Source organism: Pseudomonas sp. JV449 (assembly GCF_032424295.1).
GTDB lineage: Bacteria > Pseudomonadota > Gammaproteobacteria > Pseudomonadales > Pseudomonadaceae > Aquipseudomonas > Aquipseudomonas marginalis.
In genome coordinates this window covers 1-18,515 of sequence record NZ_VYKD01000022.1, presented here as the reverse complement: position 1 = coordinate 18,515, position 18,515 = coordinate 1, and the positions used below count along the sequence as shown (strand labels likewise).

The 18,515-nt window shown below is 57.9% G+C and carries 19 protein-coding genes and 1 pseudogene; 13 read left to right on the top strand and 7 right to left on the bottom strand.

Annotation, left to right across the window (positions count from 1 at the left end):
• The first annotated feature begins 671 nt into the window (after nucleotides 1-671).
• Nucleotides 672-2,048 (top strand): SIR2 family protein, encoded by a 1,377-nt coding sequence (locus F6S08_RS21420; RefSeq protein WP_315872316.1) that lies wholly within the window; start codon nucleotides 672-674, stop codon nucleotides 2,046-2,048.
• 131 nt (nucleotides 2,049-2,179) lie between these two features.
• Nucleotides 2,180-3,145, top strand: coding sequence for a TIR domain-containing protein (locus F6S08_RS21415; RefSeq protein WP_315872315.1), 966 nt, complete (start codon nucleotides 2,180-2,182; stop codon nucleotides 3,143-3,145).
• A 202-nt stretch (nucleotides 3,146-3,347) separates the two neighbouring features.
• On the opposite strand, the gene F6S08_RS21410 is transcribed toward F6S08_RS21415, so the two are convergent.
• Both F6S08_RS21410 and F6S08_RS21405 read right to left on the bottom strand, forming a co-directional pair.
• Complete coding sequence (locus tag F6S08_RS21410) at nucleotides 3,348-3,695, bottom strand: DUF6124 family protein (RefSeq protein WP_315872314.1); 348 nt, start codon at nucleotides 3,693-3,695, stop codon at nucleotides 3,348-3,350.
• Between the two features lie 444 nt (nucleotides 3,696-4,139).
• Complete coding sequence (locus F6S08_RS21405) at nucleotides 4,140-5,075, bottom strand: alpha/beta hydrolase (RefSeq protein ID WP_315872313.1); 936 nt, start codon at nucleotides 5,073-5,075, stop codon at nucleotides 4,140-4,142.
• Between the two features lie 96 nt (nucleotides 5,076-5,171).
• Here F6S08_RS21405 and F6S08_RS21400 point away from each other — a divergent pair, with 96 nt between their 5' ends.
• The 4 genes from F6S08_RS21400 (at nucleotide 5,172) to F6S08_RS21385 (ending at nucleotide 7,227) form a co-directional block, all read left to right on the top strand.
• Nucleotides 5,172-5,753, top strand: coding sequence for a CGNR zinc finger domain-containing protein (locus F6S08_RS21400; RefSeq protein ID WP_065925042.1), 582 nt, complete (start codon nucleotides 5,172-5,174; stop codon nucleotides 5,751-5,753).
• A 94-nt stretch (nucleotides 5,754-5,847) separates the two neighbouring features.
• Nucleotides 5,848-6,354, top strand: a complete 507-nt coding sequence (msrA, locus tag F6S08_RS21395; protein ID WP_315872312.1) for a peptide-methionine (S)-S-oxide reductase MsrA — start codon at nucleotides 5,848-5,850, stop codon at nucleotides 6,352-6,354.
• A 138-nt stretch (nucleotides 6,355-6,492) separates the two neighbouring features.
• Nucleotides 6,493-6,972, top strand: coding sequence for a hypothetical protein (locus F6S08_RS21390; RefSeq protein ID WP_315872311.1), 480 nt, complete (start codon nucleotides 6,493-6,495; stop codon nucleotides 6,970-6,972).
• Nucleotides 6,973-6,984: 12 nt separating this feature from the next.
• On the top strand, nucleotides 6,985-7,227 hold the full coding sequence (locus F6S08_RS21385; RefSeq protein ID WP_027604020.1) for a hypothetical protein: 243 nt from the start codon (nucleotides 6,985-6,987) through the stop codon (nucleotides 7,225-7,227).
• Between the two features lie 14 nt (nucleotides 7,228-7,241).
• On the opposite strand, the gene F6S08_RS21380 is transcribed toward F6S08_RS21385, so the two are convergent.
• Both F6S08_RS21380 and F6S08_RS21375 read right to left on the bottom strand, forming a co-directional pair.
• Entirely contained in the window at nucleotides 7,242-7,688 is a 447-nt protein-coding gene (locus tag F6S08_RS21380) for a hypothetical protein (RefSeq protein ID WP_315872310.1), read from the bottom strand.
• An 88-nt stretch (nucleotides 7,689-7,776) separates the two neighbouring features.
• The gene (locus tag F6S08_RS21375; protein WP_065947636.1) at nucleotides 7,777-8,007 is read right to left on the bottom strand and encodes a hypothetical protein; all 231 of its coding nucleotides are present in this window, start codon (nucleotides 8,005-8,007) and stop codon (nucleotides 7,777-7,779) included.
• 322 nt (nucleotides 8,008-8,329) lie between these two features.
• On the opposite strand from F6S08_RS21375, the gene F6S08_RS21370 reads away from it, so the two are divergent.
• Nucleotides 8,330-8,632, top strand: a complete 303-nt coding sequence (locus F6S08_RS21370; protein WP_315872309.1) for a type II toxin-antitoxin system RelE/ParE family toxin — start codon at nucleotides 8,330-8,332, stop codon at nucleotides 8,630-8,632.
• Nucleotide 8,633: 1 nt separating this feature from the next.
• Nucleotides 8,634-9,023 carry an addiction module antidote protein gene (locus tag F6S08_RS21365; RefSeq protein WP_065925048.1) on the top strand — a complete coding sequence of 130 codons (390 nt, stop codon included), beginning with the start codon at nucleotides 8,634-8,636 and terminating at the stop codon, nucleotides 9,021-9,023.
• A gap of 186 nt (nucleotides 9,024-9,209) precedes the next feature.
• Here F6S08_RS21365 and gudD read toward each other — a convergent pair whose 3' ends face one another.
• Both gudD and F6S08_RS21355 read right to left on the bottom strand, forming a co-directional pair.
• Complete coding sequence (gene gudD, locus F6S08_RS21360) at nucleotides 9,210-10,535, bottom strand: glucarate dehydratase (protein ID WP_065947638.1); 1,326 nt, start codon at nucleotides 10,533-10,535, stop codon at nucleotides 9,210-9,212.
• Nucleotides 10,536-10,554: 19 nt separating this feature from the next.
• On the bottom strand, nucleotides 10,555-11,916 hold the full coding sequence (locus F6S08_RS21355; protein WP_065925050.1) for an MFS transporter: 1,362 nt from the start codon (nucleotides 11,914-11,916) through the stop codon (nucleotides 10,555-10,557).
• A gap of 275 nt (nucleotides 11,917-12,191) precedes the next feature.
• Between F6S08_RS21355 and F6S08_RS21350 the strand changes: the two are divergent.
• The 4 genes and pseudogenes from F6S08_RS21350 to F6S08_RS21335 all read left to right on the top strand — a co-directional run.
• Nucleotides 12,192-12,281, top strand: a pseudogene (locus tag F6S08_RS21350) (outer membrane lipoprotein carrier protein LolA); the annotation flags it as partial.
• 61 nt (nucleotides 12,282-12,342) lie between these two features.
• The gene (locus tag F6S08_RS21345; RefSeq protein ID WP_065925051.1) at nucleotides 12,343-13,053 is read left to right on the top strand and encodes a FadR/GntR family transcriptional regulator; all 711 of its coding nucleotides are present in this window, start codon (nucleotides 12,343-12,345) and stop codon (nucleotides 13,051-13,053) included.
• A gap of 13 nt (nucleotides 13,054-13,066) precedes the next feature.
• Nucleotides 13,067-13,762 (top strand): tRNA (adenine(22)-N(1))-methyltransferase, encoded by a 696-nt coding sequence (locus tag F6S08_RS21340; protein WP_065925052.1) that lies wholly within the window; start codon nucleotides 13,067-13,069, stop codon nucleotides 13,760-13,762.
• A 311-nt stretch (nucleotides 13,763-14,073) separates the two neighbouring features.
• Nucleotides 14,074-16,131: a methyl-accepting chemotaxis protein gene (locus tag F6S08_RS21335; RefSeq protein WP_065925053.1), complete on the top strand. Its 2,058-nt coding sequence runs from the start codon at nucleotides 14,074-14,076 to the stop codon at nucleotides 16,129-16,131.
• A 132-nt stretch (nucleotides 16,132-16,263) separates the two neighbouring features.
• Here F6S08_RS21335 and F6S08_RS21330 read toward each other — a convergent pair whose 3' ends face one another.
• Nucleotides 16,264-17,391: a lactonase family protein gene (locus F6S08_RS21330; protein WP_315872308.1), complete on the bottom strand. Its 1,128-nt coding sequence runs from the start codon at nucleotides 17,389-17,391 to the stop codon at nucleotides 16,264-16,266.
• 126 nt (nucleotides 17,392-17,517) lie between these two features.
• Between F6S08_RS21330 and F6S08_RS21325 the strand changes: the two genes are divergently transcribed.
• The gene (locus tag F6S08_RS21325; protein WP_065946535.1) at nucleotides 17,518-18,426 is read left to right on the top strand and encodes a hypothetical protein; all 909 of its coding nucleotides are present in this window, start codon (nucleotides 17,518-17,520) and stop codon (nucleotides 18,424-18,426) included.
• The last annotated feature ends 89 nt before the right edge of the window (nucleotides 18,427-18,515 follow it).

Here is an 18,515-nt window from a genome sequence, read left to right as displayed (position 1 = left end):
CCGATTGACGGGAACCGTACCCAGAAGTGGTGTCGATGGTCGTGTATCACAAAATCATCTAGCTTTTAGCGGAGGCCAGAACCTCTCTCTTTCTTTCGTATCCGATTTGGGGAGCTGCGGGGCGATACAGGTTACGTCAGTTAAATGAGCTAGGTAGCTGGCTATGTGCTACTTTTTCAAAGCTTCTCACCTCTGTTCTTTAAAGGAGTAGGTATGTTTACTGATATCAAGCCAGGTCCGAAACCCAAGCGCGAAGATGGCAAGGAGGACCGCAGACGGCACGTGAATCCTCCCAACGATAAAAAACACCCGACTTTGCCTATCCACAAGCACAAACCTGGGGACTAGCTACGGGCTTACGGTCCTCCGTCATCTGACATTCAAGGGGGCATTACTGAGTTTTAAGTGTTTTCGAGAAGTGTGCTCTTAGTTGTCTAAAAAAAGGGGCAGAATACCATAATTTTAAATGTGATCGGACCCTTATTTTTCATAAGCGAACATGGGTGCTTGTTATTTTTGATGGTATGGATAAATGCTGGTTTTTAAATTTCAGTAGGCATTTAAAGTTTTGTCGTTGGGTGAAAAAATTCGAAAGATGCTGGTCGAACATTGAAAATAATAAGCAGAAAAGAGATGTGAGGAAGTACCATAACTGTCATGGAGTCGCAACGATGAATATGGATTACGCAAAGTACGTTAATGACGTTACGGATGATATTAAGGCTTGCATCGGTGATATGGCATGTCAGCCTATCTTATTTGTGGGTTCCGGTTTCACCAAGCGCTACCTGAATGGTCCAAACTGGGAAGAACTGCTCAAGGATCTAGCCGTTCGATGCCCAGAGATCCGACAATTTGCCTATTACAAGCAGCGCTATCCAGACTTTGTAGATATTGGGACTCAGTTCTCTGAAAAGTACAATGATTGGGCATGGGGCGCTGGTCAGGATCAATTTCCTAAAGAACTCTATGAAGAAGCTAATTCACCTCAGATTTATATAAAACACACCGTTGCTAAAATCTTCAAAGAGTTGCTTGCATTGGAGGGGCATAAGCTGGTTGATGAGATAGATATATTAAAAAAAATCCGACCGCACTCGATAATAACAACCAACTACGATCAGTTGCTTGAGGTGCTTTTTCCAGAGTATGAATCGATTGTTGGACAGAAAATTTTGTACGCAAATCATGCAAGCATTGGTGAGATATTCAAGATTCACGGGTGCGCATCCAATCCTGAGAGTATCGTACTGACGCGTGCTGACTACGATGAATTTGTAAAACGCAAAAAATACCTTTCCGCGAAACTACTGGCGTTCTTTGCCGAACATCCGCTGTTGTTCATCGGTTATCGAGCTGAAGACCCAAACATAAAAGCGATTCTCGCAGATATCGATGAAATTCTTTCTGAAGATGGCAAGCTAATACCAAATATCTACATTTTGGAGTGGGACGATAGGGATCTGACTGAAGTGTATCCACGACGGGAACGACTAATCCCCGTTTCAGACCACCGCAGTGTAATCATCAAAAGCGTTGTCGCAAATGACTTTAGCTGGGTTTACTCGGCTTTTGGTGCAAATGAAGCGCTGCAGAATGTGAATCCTAGACTTCTTCGTGCGCTGTTGGCACGTACTTACCAATTGGTGAGGACCGATATTCCACGCAATCCGGTACAGGTAGATTACCGCGTACTTGCTGATGTAACCGCAGCGGATGGAGAACTAGCCAAACTTTATGGTATAGCTGACGGAGCAGATGGTTTGGCATTCAATCTAAACTTTCCATTCACCCTAACAAACATCGGTCAAGCCATGGGTTATAAGTACTGGCACGCTTGTGATCGGCTAATGACTAACATCGCTGAAGTAACTGGTGTGGATATAAAGAGTTTTGACAATAAATACCACTGCGCGATCATGAATGGTGCGGAAATACAGTCGCATCGTTATTCTGAGGCGTTTAAAGAACTCTTAGAGAAAGTGAGGTCTGGCGAAGAGTATAGTTTGGAGGTGATTCGGGAGGCAGAGACTAAAGGGCAGCGTTAACATTATACTTAATTTCGTATGAGGATTTTGTGACGCTTATAACAGGCAGCGGAGTCGCCTGTTTGACAGGTTTTGATATTTCAGGTTGACCCCGATTCACCAAAATTTTACGTAAGCTACATAGGTTAAATATGAAAAATGTATTTTTTTTCGATGTTGCTGAGCAAACTGAACTTGAGAGAGCTCTGGAGTTAAAGCTTTCGGAGTATCACGAATTACTAAAGGTTTATATTGAGCCCGGTTATCTTTGGGGTGAGTCAATTAAAGATGTCGTTCGCAAGGCAGACGTAGTAATAGTTCCTATCACTCAAGGTTTTCTAGATAGTAAAAGTGGTGGTGTGGAATTAAATTATATTCTGTCTTATGCGAAAGAGAATGATGAGAAACTGATCTTAATAGTTGTTTTTGGTGATCTGCCACTTCCGCCTGAAGTGAGAGAATTTTTGTACATAAGTATTGATCCTAATAGTGCGAACGCTATTGATGGCGCGGTTGGAAGTATAAACAGAGCTATATCCTCTTATGAGGGTAGGAGGGCTGCAAAGGTAGAGCAGATAACTCTCAAAGCCGAAAAAATTGAACGGAAGTCCGCTGCGTATGTGGAGGAAGCAATTGCAGAGCTTAGAACTCGAGAGAACTCACTGAAATCAAGTGCTACGCTTTGGTATCGGCTTGGATATGCTGCAATTGTTATAGGTGTAGTGGCGTCTGCACTAATTGCGGCCTTTGGGGGGACGGGGCTCTCTAGCGATAAATCAAGTTGGGATGTTGTGGTCTATATTGCTATTAAAAATATAGTTTTAATTGGCCTGCTCTTAGCAATGGCAAAATATTCTTTTACCTTGGCAAAGGCTTATATGGAGGAAGCATTGAAAAATGCCGATAGAATTCACGCTATTTCCTTCGGGAAATTTTTCCTTCAAGCTTTCAGTGAAGAAGCTAATGCAACCAATGTAAAAGATATTTTCCAGCACTGGAATATTAGTGGTAATAACGCATTTTCTAAAACGGCATCCGAGGTGATTGATCCAAAGGTTTTTGAACTTGTCACGGAGTTTGCCAAGGCGATGCAAGATGCATCTAAAAAAAAGGAGTAAAGCTATGAATTAGGGTATTTACACCCCCTCGCCCCCTCCCGCCCAACACCATCACCCATTTTTTTAATATTATTTATTAGTTGAAAGGGGCATTGAAGTTAAGGGACGTTAAGGGGACGGATTTTTTTACCGCGCTAGACAATCGCCGAGTCGTCATAAAAGTGGCCACAACGACTCAGCGATCTATCGAGTGGGTGGAAGGTTAGCTGCCCGCTCCAGCAGCCCCCTCCCGCTCCATCAACTTATCCACCAACAAAACCCCCAATTCACTCAACTGGTGAATCGCCAACGCCACATCCCGCTGCTTCCCTTCCAGCTCATCCGACAGGTCCAGCAACAACGCAGTCACCGAAGAAAAAGTCTCATAGCTATTGGCAATCAGCACTTCACTGCTGACATCGTCCGCAACGCTGAACAGCGTATTCGAAGGTGGAGGAGGCGGCCCTGGCGGTTCGGCGCCCGCGTTGAGGTAGTGATCAATCGCACGATGCGCCGCCTGATTCAGTTTCAGGTTGGGACCGTTCGGAGGGTTAGGCGTGACTTTGTACATAACGGAATTTCCCTGTCAGGGCCGACACCGTTTCGCTACTAAACGAAAGGGTGGCAGCTGTACGCAGGTTAGTAGACCGGGGAATTCCGCAAAGCCGGCGCACCCGAAGGTGCCCTGCGCACAGCCGCCATCAAGCACAGACGGGAAGTCTGGTGGATGAAGCTTGTGCACTAAGCGAAATTCGACCACGGGCTACTAAACCCGATCACTGAGTTGTCAGCGACCGGGCCACCTTAGAGACGCCCACTCAAGCGCACAAGCCGGCGGATTCTGACGCAACTGTAGGTAACGGAGCAAGGCGCTGCAGCTTGCTGTAGGACATGTCCACAAGGTAGGCGCGAGCTGATGCGCGAAGAATCCTGGAGCGCCGCGTGAAACCGGAGTCGCGGCGTTATCGTTGACATTTTTCGCGAGCGAGCTCGCTCCTACATAGGGTTGCGCTGATTACTGGAGGTTCTTGTCCAGGAACGCCCGTATAGCCGGAATGATCTCCTTCCCATGGGTTTCCAGCGCAAAGTGCCCGGTGTCATAAAAACGAATATCCGCCTTGGGTATATCGCGCTTCCACGCCTCGGCGCCGGCCGGCAGGAAGAACGGGTCGTTCTTGCCCCATACTGCGAGCAGCGGTGGCTGGTACTGGCGGAAGTAGGACTGGAAGGCCGGGTACATCGCGACGTTGGAGGCGTAGTCCAGCACCAGGTCGAGCTGGATGTCGGCATTGCCTGGACGGGATATTTGCAGCCCTTCCAGCGTGTAGCCATCGGGTGACACCGAGCTTTTGTCGGCCACGCCTTCCAGGTACTGCCACTTGATCGAGGCGGGGGTGGGGAAGTCGCGCAGGGCTTCACGGTTTTGTTGGGTCGGGGCGTGCCAGTAGCGTTGGATAGGGGCCCAGCCGGCGCCCAGGCCTTCTTCGTAGGCGTTGCCGTTTTGGGAAATGATCGCGGTCACTCGCTCCGGATGGGCGACGGCCATGCGCCAGCCTACGGGGGCGCCGTAGTCGTGGACCATCAGTGCGTATTTATCGAGTTTGAGCTGTTCGGTGAACTGGCCGATGGTCTTCGCCAGTTGGCTGAAGGTGTAGGCGTATTCGCCGCGCGGCGGGGCTTCGGTGAAGCCAAATGCCGGCAGGTCCGGCGCGATGACGTGGTAGCGGTCGGCAAGCTCGGGCATGAGTTCGCGGAACATGAAGGATGAGGCGGCGAAGCCGTGCAGCAGCAACACGGTCGGCGCGCTGGGGTCGCCCGCCTCGCGGTAGAACACCTTTACGTCGCCGACCTGCTCGTAGCGGTAATGCACTGTGTTGTCTGCATGGGCCGCGCCGCTGATCAGCAAGGCGGCGGTGAGTCCGGCAGCGGCCGTGGCGTTGGACGTGGTCATGATGTGGCTTCCTGTGTAACCGTTAAAGTTGGTGTTTGAAGGTTATGCCTGGGTTTGGTAACCTGTCAAACATATTTTATTGGTTACTGGCCGCCCATGAATCCGAACAGCACTGCCGCAGGCGCACTTTTTCTAGCCGACAACCTGGCCCTTGATTTCATCAACTCCGAGTACGGGGTGGGGGATCAGCGCCATGACTGCTTCACCGATGATCACAGCGTGATGAGCTGGCTGACCCAGGCGGGCCTGTTGCCCGAGCAGCTTGACCCGAAGGCGCCGAGTGGGCTGCTGGCCCTCGCTCGTACGCTTCGTGCGAGTTCAAGGGCGGTGGTGAATGCGGCAATGACAGGCGTTCCCGTCGATCTCGCGGTGATCAATCAGGTGCTTGAAGCGGGTCGCCCGGTGAGCAGGCTGGAATGGGCGCAGGAGAACAAGGCATTTCGGCTTGCCACGCGTCCTCGGGACAGCAGCCCGGCCAGCCTGCTTGGGCCGGTGGCCGAGTCGCTGGTGGGCTTGGTCACGAACGATAAGTTTGAATTCGTCCGCCAGTGCGAGGCCCACGACTGCGTGCTGCTGTTCCATGACCTGAGCAAATCACACCGCCGCCGCTGGTGCAGCATGGCGACGTGCGGCAACCGGATGAAGGTGGCGGCGTTTCGTTCCAGGAATAAACCTTGAGTCGATAGGGGGGCAGTTTTTCTTTGATTGAACTTGGTATTGCCCAGCATTGCCCCATAACTATCCCTGTCTCTATTAACCGCAAGGACAGACCATGACCAACCCAACCGAAACCGCCATCCTCGCCGGCGGCTGCTTCTGGGGCATGCAGGACCTGTTGCGACGCTACCCCGGCGTGCTGCACACGCGCGTCGGCTATACCGGTGGCGATGTGCCGAATGCCACCTACCGCAACCATGGCAACCATGCTGAAGCGATTGAGATCGTGTTTGACCCGGCGGTGATTTCCTACCGGCAGATCCTTGAGTTCTTTTTCCAGATCCATGACCCGAGCACGCCGAATCGGCAGGGCAATGATCTGGGACCAAGCTATCGTTCGGCGATTTACTACCTGAGCGAGCAGCAACGGGAGATTGCCGAAGATACTGCGGCTGACGTGGATGCCTCCAAGCTGTGGCCGGGACGTGTGGTCACGGAAATTGAACCCGCCAGGGAGTTTTGGCAGGCGGAGCCGGAGCATCAGGACTATCTGGAGCGGATACCGAACGGGTATACCTGCCACTTCATCCGGCCGAATTGGAAGTTGCCCAAGCGGGCGTGAGCGTGAGTAGCGGCGGGGGGAAAGGTCGCGACAGGGGAGGTCGACCTGCCCCCCGTTTCCTCATTGCGTTTCTTTTGCCTTGAATCCACTGCCCGCCTTCTAGAGAATCCCCGCCTTTGGCTCGAAAGGATGCGTGCGATGAAGTTCGAAGGGACGTTCCAATACATGGGCAATCACGGGATCGTGTTCAACGTTTCGCAGATCACCCTCTCCGACAGCGAACGCGGACGCCTGCGCGAGCTGCATTTTGGCGAGGCGAAAAGTGCCCACTACGAGGTCAACAGCAAGGTCGTCGAGGTGTACGACAAGATGTTGGCCAAGAGCCTACCGTGCGTGATGATGATCGGCATCTCCAAGCCACTGACGCGGCAACAGGGCGACGCCCTCAATGCCAAGCGCACCAGGATCGCTAACCTGGCCGCCAGTGCCTTCGCTGGCGCCACTTCTGCTGTGGCTTCCCCTTACGTGGGTGTTCCTGTTGGCGCGAGTGTGCGCATGTATGCCAATGAAATTCTGCCCACCTATCATGCCGGCGACGTACTGGTCAGCATCGAAGCGCAGGTCAACGGCGGCATCGGCCCGCAACGCAGCGCCTCGACACTGATCATCAAGACCTGACGGGAGAAGCACATGTCTGACATTACCCAGTTGGTCCTGGCCCTGGTGCTGTTTTTTCTGCTCGATCGGTTTGTCAAACCGTACCTGCTTCGCACGTGGCTGGGTGGGCTGCTGGTGGTGGCGGGGGCGGTCGGCTGCGTGGCGGCGAGCCAGGTCCGTCCATGGGGGGCTGACCTGGGGTTGCTGTCGATCTTTGCGGTGGCGTTGGGGGTGGGGTTGTTCCTGAAGCGGCGGCGGTTCGAGCGAGTTGGTTGAAGGGGGCCAGCTCATTAGCCATCACAGCTCTGCTTGTTGATTTCGAACCGTCCAACCTCTTTTACGTTTTTGCTGCCGAATATGTAAATGAAGGTGCCACCCAATGAAATGATGGACTGGTCCCTTGGCATTTGCGCGGCGCAGACAGCCTTGGTGATGCTGGATTTCATCACGCCCAAGTCAACGTCCTCGGGATGGGTATCGTAATCGACCAACGTGTAATAGAACTTGAGGGCGTGACTGTTGGCCGCTTCCGCGCGAACGAAGGTTAGATGCTCGTCGATCTTTCGATTCCCGGGCGTCGTTCGCGCGGTCACGATGATGAGGTCGCTGAGGAAGGTGGTTTTACTGGGCTGGGGTGTTTCCTGGAAGGCCTGTATGACTAAAACCCCGACCAGGCTCAAAAACAGTAACCCCCATGCCGAATACACAAACGCCTTTTTGGTTTTTGCTGTTGCCATGTCCTGGTTTCCTTGCGTTTGAGGTCCGCAGTGGCGGCGCGACGGCCTCTCGGACTCAGTGGTGCGGGGCATGAACCTGCGAAATTGATCAGACGTGCACCGTTGGTGGCGTGAGGTCGGTTTCTTGCGCTTCGGGCGCGTCAGCAAGTTGCGTGGCCGACAGCGCTTTCAGCTTGAAATAGGGGCCTGTGAAGCGTGTGCCTCCATCCAGTGTGGTGAGCGTGATCCGCTCTGAATCGCACCGATGGAATGGGGTGAACATACGTTTCTTGGGGCAGTAAACGCCTTCCTGCGTCTCGGAATACTTCAAGGCAAGCATCGCGTTACCCCTCCTGGGTTGAGTTTTCCTGATCGAGAACGGCTCGCATTTTACGCAAAGTGAAGCGGCTGTGCAGGACGTTTTCTTTGGGCTTCATCTCTATCATTTGCCGCCTCAGTTTGCCGCCGATGGCGGAGTGTCAGCCACCGTGATAGCGGGCGAATGCGCAGGTGCTGAGGTGTGGTGAAGGTTAGACACAGGCGCTAATAGTATCGATCGGCTGCTTATGCGAGCGCTGGACTAGCATTTTTCTTCCGGAGTATTCCGGACTCAAAATTCACTGGTCTCGACAAGGAGTAGCCAGTAGGCTACAAATAATTCTGTGACCAATCTGATCGGCAGGACGCCGGAGTTCGATACATGGCTCGGCGGCATGAGCGATATTTATGGAAAAACCGCTGTTCTCACACGGTTAGACCGAGCCGAGGAAAACAACTTCGGCGATTGTGCACCCGTAGGCGATGGGGTGAGTGAAATGCGTGTGTTTGTCGGGCTCGGCTACAGAATTTACTTTGTGCGTACGGGCATCACTGCTTACCTGATGCTCTGGGGCAGTGATAAAACCGACCAGAACAGAGGAATCAAACGGGCAAAAGAGATCCTTGATGCCCTGAGAGGTAGATGAAATGAGCGAATCGAAATTCAAACCAGAGGACATGCCGATCCTCGATCTTGATACCTCCGGTACCAGCGTCTATGAAGCGTCGCGCTTCCTCGATAGCCCGGAAACCATCAGCGCTTATCTGGCGCAGAGCATGAAATCTCAAGACCCGCAGGTGCTCATGAAAGCGCTTGCCGAGGTCGCCAAGGCCCAGGGCGTGAACAAGGTGGCGGAGTCTGCGGGGGTTAATCGCGAGAGCCTATATAAAACGCTGAAAGGCGGTTCTAAAACGCGCTATGAGACGATTCAGAAGTTGATGCTGGCGTTAGGCGTGGAACTGACTGTGCAGCCGATTGCGGCGGTGGCAGTCAAGAAAACTGCAAGAGCAAAGCGGGCTTTGGCCGGTAAACCCTGACGCGCGGTTTAGCGAGCGACCACAACCCTTGTAAAACACCGAGGACCCATGTGGGAGGGGGCTTGCCCCGATGGCGGAGTGTCAGTCGATACATGTCTGGCTGACACACCGCAATCGGGAGCAAGCCCCCTCCCACATTGGATTGATGGTGTTCTGGAGACCGAGCCGCCCCCAGAACCCAGCGCTTCAGCGCACCAGGCAAGGCTGCTTGTTGTTATAACGCCACCCCGGAATCAGGAACTGCATCGCCACGCTGTCATCCCGTGCGCCGAGGCCCATGCCTTTGTACAGTTCGTGGGCCTTGGCCACGGCGTCCATGTCGATGTCCACGCCCAGGCCGGGCTTGGCCGGCACTTTCACATAGCCGCCTTCGATTTTCAGCGGTTCGCGGGTCAGGCGTTGGCCGTCCTGCCAGATCCAGTGGGTGTCGATGGCGGTGATGTCGCCCGGGGCGGCGGCGGCCACTTGGGTGAACATGGCCAGGGAAATATCAAAGTGGTTGTTGGAGTGCGAGCCCCAGGTCAGCCCCCACTCATGGCACATCTGCGCCACGCGCACCGAGCCTTGCAGGGTCCAGAAGTGCGGGTCGGCCAGGGGGATGTCCACCGATTGCAGTTGGATCGCGTGGCCCATTTCGCGCCAGTCGGTGGCGATCATGTTGGTGGCGGTTTTCAGGCCCGTGGCGCGGCGGAATTCGGCCATGACTTCGCGCCCCGAGTAACCGTTTTCGGCGCCGCATGGGTCTTCGGCGTAGGCGAGCACGTGGTGCTGGTCGCGGCACAGGCGGATGGCTTCTTTCAATGACCAGGCCCCGTTCGGGTCGAGGGTGATGCGCGCATCGGGGAAGCGTTCAGCCAGGGCGGTGACGGCTTCGATCTCTGCGTCGCCGCTCAATACGCCGCCCTTGAGCTTGAAGTCGTTGAAGCCGTATTTGGCGTTGGCGGCTTCGGCCAGGCGCACCACGGCCTCGCTGGTCAGGGCGGGTTCATGGCGCAGCCGGAACCACGCGTCGTCGCTGTCGGCTTCGTTGCGGTAAGCCAGGTCGGTGGCGCTGCGGTCGCCGACATAGAACAGGTAGCCGAGCATTTTCACTGCATCACGCTGTTGGCCTTCGCCGAGCAGGGCGGCCACCGGCACTTCGAGGAACTGGCCCAGCAGGTCGAGCAGGGCGGCTTCCATGGCGGTGACGGCATGGATGGTGATGCGCAGGTCAAAGGTTTGCAGGCCACGGCCCGCCGAATCCCGTGAGGCAAAGGCGCTGCGCATCTGGTTGAGGACGCGCTGGTACTGGCCGATGGGTTGGCCGATCACCAGGCTGCGCGCGTCTTCCAGGGTTTCGCGGATGCGTTCGCCGCCGGGCACTTCACCGACGCCGGTGTTGCCGCTGCTGTCCTTGAGAATCACGATATTGCGTGTGAAGTAAGGGCCGTGGGCGCCGCTGAGGTTGAGCAGCATGCTGTCGTGACCGGCCACCGGGATGACCTGGAAGTGGGTGATGACGGGAGTATTCATGGCTAATTCCTAAAGAGGCTCAGAGAGATTTGCTGATGGCAGCGCCGGTGGGCACGGCGCCCGGCGAGGCCAATACGGCAGCGGGCGAGGTCTTGGCGAAGAACACCAGGATAGCGGCGAGCACCGAGGTGCCGGCCAAGCCGTAGAGGCCGCCCTGGATCGAGCCGGTGGTCTGCTCCAGAAAGCCGAAGGTGGTCGGTGCAACGAAGCCACCCAGGTTGCCGATGGAGTTGATCAAGGCAATCACGGCTGCGGCGATGCGCACGTCCAGGTAGCCCTGTGGGATGGGCCAGAACAGCGAAGACGCCGACTTGAACCCAATGGCCGCAAAGCAGATCGCCACGAACGCGAAGATCGGCCCGCCGGTGGTGGACATGAACATGCCTGCTGCGGCAATCAACAGCGCAGCCGCAACCCAGGCCTGCTGGAACTTGAATTTGCCCGACAGCGTCGCGAAGGCGTACATGGCGATGATCGAGATCAGCCATGGGATCGAGTTGAAGAAACCCACCTGCACATCGCTCAGGTCACCCATCTTCTTGATGATGCTGGGCAGCCAGAACGTCGCCGCGTAGATCGTCAGTTGAATGCAGAAGTACAGGGCGCAGAACAGCAGGATCTGACGGTCCCTGAGCAGCTTGCCGAGGGTCGGCTTGACGCTGGTCAGGGCTTCACGCTCGCGCTGTTCCTGGTCGATGGCGTTGACCAGCGCATCCTGTTCTTCGCGGGTCATCCATTTGGCGTCGTGGGGCTTGGAATCGAGCCAGAACCACACAAAGAAACCGATCACTACCGAGGCCAGGCCTTCGATGGCGAACATCCATTGCCAGCCGTGGAAGCCAAACCCTTCGATCTGCAGCAGCGCGCCTGACAGCGGGCCGGAGATCAGCGAGGCCACCGCCGAACCGCTGAGGAAAATCGCAATGGCCTTACCGCGCTCAACCCCCGGCAACCAGCGCGTGAAGTAGTAGATCACCCCAGGGAAGAACCCGGCTTCAGCCACGCCCAGCAGGAAGCGCAGGATGTAGAAGTGGGTTTCGTTCTGGATGAACGCCATCAGCGTGGCGACGATGCCCCAGGTGAACATGATGCGGGTCAGCCAGATGCGCGCGCCGACCTTTTGCAGCAGCATGTTGGAGGGCACTTCAAAGAGCGCGTAGCCGATGAAAAACAGCCCGGCGCCGAAACCGTAGGCGGCAGCGCCGATGCCCAGGTCATGTTCCATGTGCGTGCGCACAAAGCCGATATTGACCCGGTCGATGTAGTTGAGGATGAACATGATCACGAACAGTGGGAGCACATGGCCCTTCACTTTGCTCACGGCGCGCGCGAGGACCGGATCACTTTCTGGTGCGGCAGATGCATGGCTTGAATTGTTCACAATTCAAAACTCCCCCTGATTGTTTTTATGCGGGTTTGCGTGTTTTGTTGATAGACATCATACAAGTGAGCTTCTTAGGTTCGCAATGCGGTGATGATGTTTTTGTGTTTGTAAGGGCCAGGTTTTAGTGATGATCTGGTTATTTTGCGGGTCTGTGTGGGTTTTTAAGAAGGTTGAGGAGGCTTCTGGAAAGGGTGGGGCTGGCGGCCATAAATATTAGTTGTCATACAAGTTTGGCGCTTTTTTCACTCGCGCCCTAACCTGTAGGAGCGAGCTTGCTCGCGAAAAACGTCAACGATAATGCGGGCATCCTGGATAAACGCGGCGCCCTCAGGTTTTTCGCGAGCAAGCTCGCTCCTACAGTGGGGTTACGCCGTGGGGCGGGATGTTAAGCTCGCTCCTGCCCAACCCCGTGGATTCGTAACTATGCCCATTGAAAGCGGACCTCCCGTCCGTAGACGCTCCAACAACCTGGCCCAAGGCGTGCTCGACGCCCTGACCCAGCGCATCCTGCTTGGGCAGTTGAAGCCCGGTGAAAAACTGCCGTCCGAATCCACCATCGTGCTCGAGCATGGGGTGAGCCGTACCGTGGTGCGCGAGGCCCTGTCCAAGCTGCAAGCCTCGGGGCTGGTGGAGACGCGCCATGGCATCGGCACCTTTGTGCTGGCGCAACGGGCCCAGCAAGGCTTGCGCCTGCATGTGGACACCGTCGCCAGCGTGCGCAACATGCTCGAGCTGCGCCTGGGCCTGGAAGTGCAGGCGGTGGCGCTGGCCGCCGTGCGCAGGTCCGACACGCAGCTGGCCCACATGCGCGCCGCTCTCGACGACTATCAGGCCTCGCTGGCCAACAACGACAGCTGCGTGGAAGAGGACAAGCGTTTTCACCAGTTGATCGCCGAAGCCACCGGCAACACGTTCTTCACCGAGATCATGCAGCACCTGGGCAATGCGATGATTCCGCGTACCCAGGTGAAGGGTGACGAGCGCGGCGGGGCGGACTTTGCCAAGCTCGGGCAACTGGCGAACCTGGAGCATGAGGCGATCTTCAACGCGATCAAGCGCCAGGACCCGGATGCCGCAAGGGCGGCGATGGTGTTGCATCTGACCAACAGCCGCGATCGATTTTCCGGCGAATAAAAAGGAACACAGGTTGAACGAACACACCTTGTCCATGCGCCTGGAGCGCGTGGCCGCGCAGGTGCCGAGGGGCGCGCGGCTGGCCGATATCGGCTCGGACCACGCCTACCTGCCGGTGGCCTTGATGCGCCGTGGCGTGATTGAGGCGGCGGTGGCGGGCGAGGTGGCGAGCACGCCGTTCCACGCGGCGCAGCGCACCGTGCGCGACAATGGCCTGGAGCAGCACGTCACGGTGCGCCTGGCCGATGGGTTGGCGGCGATAGAGCCAGCGGACGCGATCACCGCGATCAGCGTGTGCGGCATGGGCGGCGAGACGATCCGCGACATCCTCGACAGCGGCAAGGCCCACCTCAGCGGCCGCGAACGTCTGATCCTGCAACCCAACGGCGGCGAACAGCCGTTGCGCTATTGGTTGATGAGCAATGGCTACCGCATCCTCAGTGAGGAGTTGCTGCACGAAAACCGCTTCTACTATGAAATCATCATGGCCGAGCGCGCCGAGCCCGTGGTGTACAGCGCTGAGGAGCTGTACTTCGGCCCCTTGCACCTGCAGGCCCGCAGCCCGGCGTTCCTCGCCAAGTGGCAGCGTGCGTTGCGCCTGAAAAAACGCACCCTGGCGGGCTTTGAGCAGGCTCGGCAGCGGGTGCCGCAGGCGAAGGCGCAAGCCATCGCCCAGCAGGTCCAGTGGATTACCCGACTGCTGGCGTAAATAGGCCGCCGGACTCCCTTCAAGTTCTCCCCATGGGCGGCCGATAGGCTGTGGTGATTGAGGGCGTTTCAGCGCGCGCCTCGGGCAGTCGTCTCTGCGGGTGACAATGGCTGTGTCGCGACTGAGTGCTTTTGCCCCATTTTCGCGCACGCTTCGGGCCGCTTTGGCGCGTCGCGTGCCCTGTTTCAGGGCTATGCAGCAGCGGCCCGTATCTTGCTAGTGCCAACCTAATCAATGACATGGCATTTTGCCGTTAGTCATTTCAAGGCTTCGCCTGCCGTCTAACGCGTGGGTTGTTTTTGGGAGTGGACATGCACAGCCTTTTATCACCCGGTATCCGCCTGCTCGGACGTTTCGGCTTCGCGCGTAAGTTCCAGATCCTGTTCTTCCTGTTCATGCTACCCCTGGCGGGCAGCCTGTGGATGATCGGCCAGGACTATCGCGACAAATTAAGCGTGATTTCCGCTGAGCAGTCCGGCCTTCGTCAACTGTTGGCCCTGGACGCGCTGGATGGCCAATTGACCGCCCAACGTAACCTGGCTGCGCGCTGGAAGGCGGCGGACATCCTGCATGCCCCGACGCCAGCGGCGAAGGCGGCGATGGATAAGGTGGATGCCAATTTCCCACTGATCCTGCAAAGCCTGCAGGCCCTCGGTGATGCCCTGAAAACCCAGAACGCCGGCGCTGACGTCCTGGCCCGCTTCGAGGCTTTGCAGGCCACGGTCAAGGGCATGGACTCGGCGTCCCTGCGCACCGTGGGTTGGTGGCCGGATGGCTACGACCGCTTCACCTCCGCGCTGACGGCGATGCAGGCCCTGCGCGAACAGATCACCCTCGACGCCGGCCTGATCCTCGATCCCTGGTTGGAAACCTACATGCTCATGCAGATGGGCACCCAGCAAACGCCCGACCTGATCGAGCGTATCGGGCGGATGGCCAGTGTGGGGCAGTCCTCGATTTCCTCGGGGCAGTTCACCTTGCAGAGCCGTTTGCAGATGCGCGACTTGCGCAGCCGCATCGGCGATGCGCGGGATCAACTGGTCAAGGCTGCGGCTTCGCTCAAGGCCAAGCAATACGCCGGGATGGAACCGTGGACAGCGCAATACGACACCAGCCTGCAGTTGTTGGATAACGAACTCAAAGTGCTCGACGACGGCGTGTTCGGCGGCAGCATCAAGCTGGATACAGCCGGTTTCGAGCGCAGTATCGACGCCATGCTCACCTCGCTTGGCGCGTTGCGTGTTCAGTCGCTGACGTCGATGGATGCGCGCCTGGACTACTACCACGAGCACGCGAACACGCAATTCATACCGATGGCGGCAACGTTCAGCCTGTTGGCGTTGGCGGCGCTGTACCTGTTCATGTGCCTGCAAGCGTCCATCCGTCGCAGCGCCAGCGGCATCACTACGCTGGCCGAGTCTCTGCGCGACGGCAACCTGTGCGTGGCCGTGACGGTAGAAGGGCGCGACGAACTCGCGGCGATCAGCACCGCGTTGAACGTCGCGGTGGTGCAATTGCGCACCAGCCTGCTCGGCGTCAATCACGAAACCCAGCAGCTTGGCTCGGCGGTGCTTACCCTGAATTCGCAATCGGGCAGCACCCTCAGCGAAGTCGAAGACCAGCAGCACCAGATCAGCCAGATCGCCGCCGCCGCCACGCAGTTGGCCGCCACGTCCATGGGCGTCGCGCGCAGCTGCGAACAGGCCTCCGGCAGTGCCCAGCAAACCCGGCGCATCGCCGAAGACAGCAGCCGCGACAGCCAGCGCACCACCGCCAGCATCCAGCAGCTCAACCAGCGCCTGACCGACACCTCGGACGCCTTGCAGCAGGTCAGCCAGCAAGGCCAGCAGATTCAATCGGTGGTCGACACCATTCGCGGCATTGCCGAGCAGACCAACCTGCTGGCCCTTAATGCCGCCATTGAAGCCGCACGCGCAGGCGAGCAAGGCCGGGGCTTTGCGGTGGTCGCCGATGAAGTGCGCAGCCTGTCGCAACGCACCCAGGCCTCGACGGCGCAGATCGCCGGCACCGTCGACAGTCTGCGCGCCACCGTGAGCCAGGCGGTGACGCTGATGGGCGCCGCGTGCGAGCAGGCCTTGACCGATGCCGAGTCCGTCACCGGCCTGGGCACGCGCCTGGGCGAGATTGCCGGCGCGGTGCAGAACGTCACCGACACCCTGGCGCAAATCGCCACGGCAGTGGAGGAGCAGGCAGCGACGGCGGATGAAGTGAGCGGCAATATCCAGCAAGTCGACCAGGCCGCCGGGCGCCTGCTGGACGGCGCCCGCGCGGTAAACCGTGCGGCAGACACCTTGAGCAAGGGCAGCCAGGCGTTGAGTGATAACACCGCACGGTTTCGCCTGAGCTGAGGCGTGCGGGCATACTCCCCCGTAGATACCCTTATCCAACACAGCTGCTACCGGTGAGACCGTGAGGTGGATTGGCGCGGTGTTGGATAAGACGCTATCTACGTAATTGCCCCCTTGAAAATGTGTGGAGGCCTACTCTGACTGGGTGCGCAGCACTTCAATCCACAGCGCCCCCTTGCCCGACGCCGCTTCCCCCACCCGCTTCAACGCACCGTTGGCGCTGACTGCATAGGTGCCGACCTTGTCGCTTTTCTCACCGGTCACCAGCAGCCAATGCCCGTTGGGGGAGAATGCGATATTGCGCGGCTGCTTCTCCTCGACCGGGTAGTTGTCGACAAAGCGCAGGCCGCCGGTGGCGGTATCCACCGCAAACGCCGACACCGAACTGCTGGTGCGCTCGCTCATCAGCAACAGCTTGCCGTCCGGCGACAGGCGCAGGTCGGCCGCCCAGATGCGCGGCGTCGGGTCGTCTTTCAGGTCATTGTTGCGCGCGTCACGCACTTCACCATGGGCCAGTTTCAAATGCTCGGGAATGCCATTGGCCACGCCAATCTGGGTCAGCGCACCGGTGCTGTCATCGATGGCAAACGCGGTGACGGTGCCGCTCATTTCACCAACCACATACAGGTACTTGCCGTTGGCCGAAAACGCCAGGTGCCGAGGCCCGGTGTTGGCTGGCACGCTCACGTAGCCGCTGCCGATCGGGGTGAGTGCGCCGGTGGCGGCGTCGAAGCGGTATTGCAGCACATGGTCCGTGCCCAGGTTGCCGGCGTAGGCAAAGCGATTGCTTGGGTCGGTGCGCAGCGAGTGGGCATGCAGGCCGGTCTTGTAAATGTGGATAGGTTCAGGCTTGTCGATGGGCTGGACGCTGAGGGTGTCGGCACCGTAGGACGCCGCGAGCAAATAGCGCCCGGCGCGGTCAGTGGCCAGGTACGCCATGCTTTCGGCCAGTGGCGCCTTGGACTGCGGCGTCAGGCGGCCGGTAGTCGGGTCGATGCTGAAGCCCTGGACCTGAAACGGCTTGACCCGTAACGCCGCGAACAAGGTCTTGCCGTCGGGGCTGAGGGCCATGGGGTTGACCTGATCGCCGGCCGTCACTTGCTCGACCAGGCTCAGGGCGCCGTTACTTTCGTCGAGGCGGTACTGGGAAATCAGCCCGTCACCGGGGCTGGAGATATACGCAAACGTGGTGGCGTGGGCGTGGGCGTGGGCACTGAGGCCGCAGACAACGGCGGCGGCCAGGAGCAAAGGTTTGTTCACGGGTGATCCTTTATTGTTATGGGTGTGATCAGTCATCGTATGACTGTAGGCGGGTCTCGGCAATGATTGTTTTATCGGTGGTCGGGGCGCTGTATCTCTGCCCGCGCCAAGGGCATGATGCGCGGCATGAATAACGACCCCGTGGCACTTTACTGGCGCTTCAAGGCCCCCGATCCCGGCATCGGCCCGCGCGAACAGGCGCCGATGCTCGCCGAGGAGCAGGCCTGGGCACGGGAGCATGCAGCCGGGCATCACTTCAGTTGGATCGAAGTGCTGCTGCCGCCGCTGTGCTTTGGTGTGTTCCTGCCCAGCCTGGTGTTCATGCTGGGCGTGTGGCTGTACGGGGCCGCGTTCGCGCCTGGCCTGGACGTGGACCGAGTTATCGGCAACACCTTTGCCTGGCAGGTGTTGGCGGCGGTGGTCTTTACGGCGGCCTGGGGGCTGCGCAACTACCTGCGTGATACCCGTGACCCCATCAAGCGCTACTGGCAGGCCATGCCGGACCAGGGGGTGGTCGAGCTGGAGCGCCACACGCTGGTGTCGGGCACCAGCCTGTGGGCCTCGGACTACGATCCCGACTGCAACGCCCTGATGCAATGGAAAAACGGCCAGCTCGAACGCACCCAGAGCAGCGGGGTATCGCAGTGGATCGTCGCCAAGACCACGGCGGGCCACTGGCTGGTATTCAAGGACGAATACCCCGGCGACTTCACCTACAACCGCGTCGGGAGCATGCCGGCCCCGGACAAACAACTGCAACCCTGCCAGGACCTGGCCTTTACCTTTGCCCCCGGCACCAACCTGATGCTGGGCCGACGTTTCGACGGCGAACCGCTGCCCTTGCTGGACACCGGGTATTGGCTGGCGGCCGATGAGCTCAAGCGCCTTACTGCAATCGCCCATCACTGGGCGTTTTTCCCGCCGGACCGCTATGGCGTGGTCAATGCCCGGAACGCGCCGTGGGTGCAGCAACTGTTGGACAAGGCGCAAGCCGATGGCGAGGTGGCCGGGGGAACGGGTTTTACGCACGCTTAGTAGTGAGCGGACTTCTTGTGGTGAGCGGGCTTCTGTGGTGAGCGGGCTTGCCCCGCGCTGGGCYGCGAAGCGGCCCCAAAAGCTGTTAT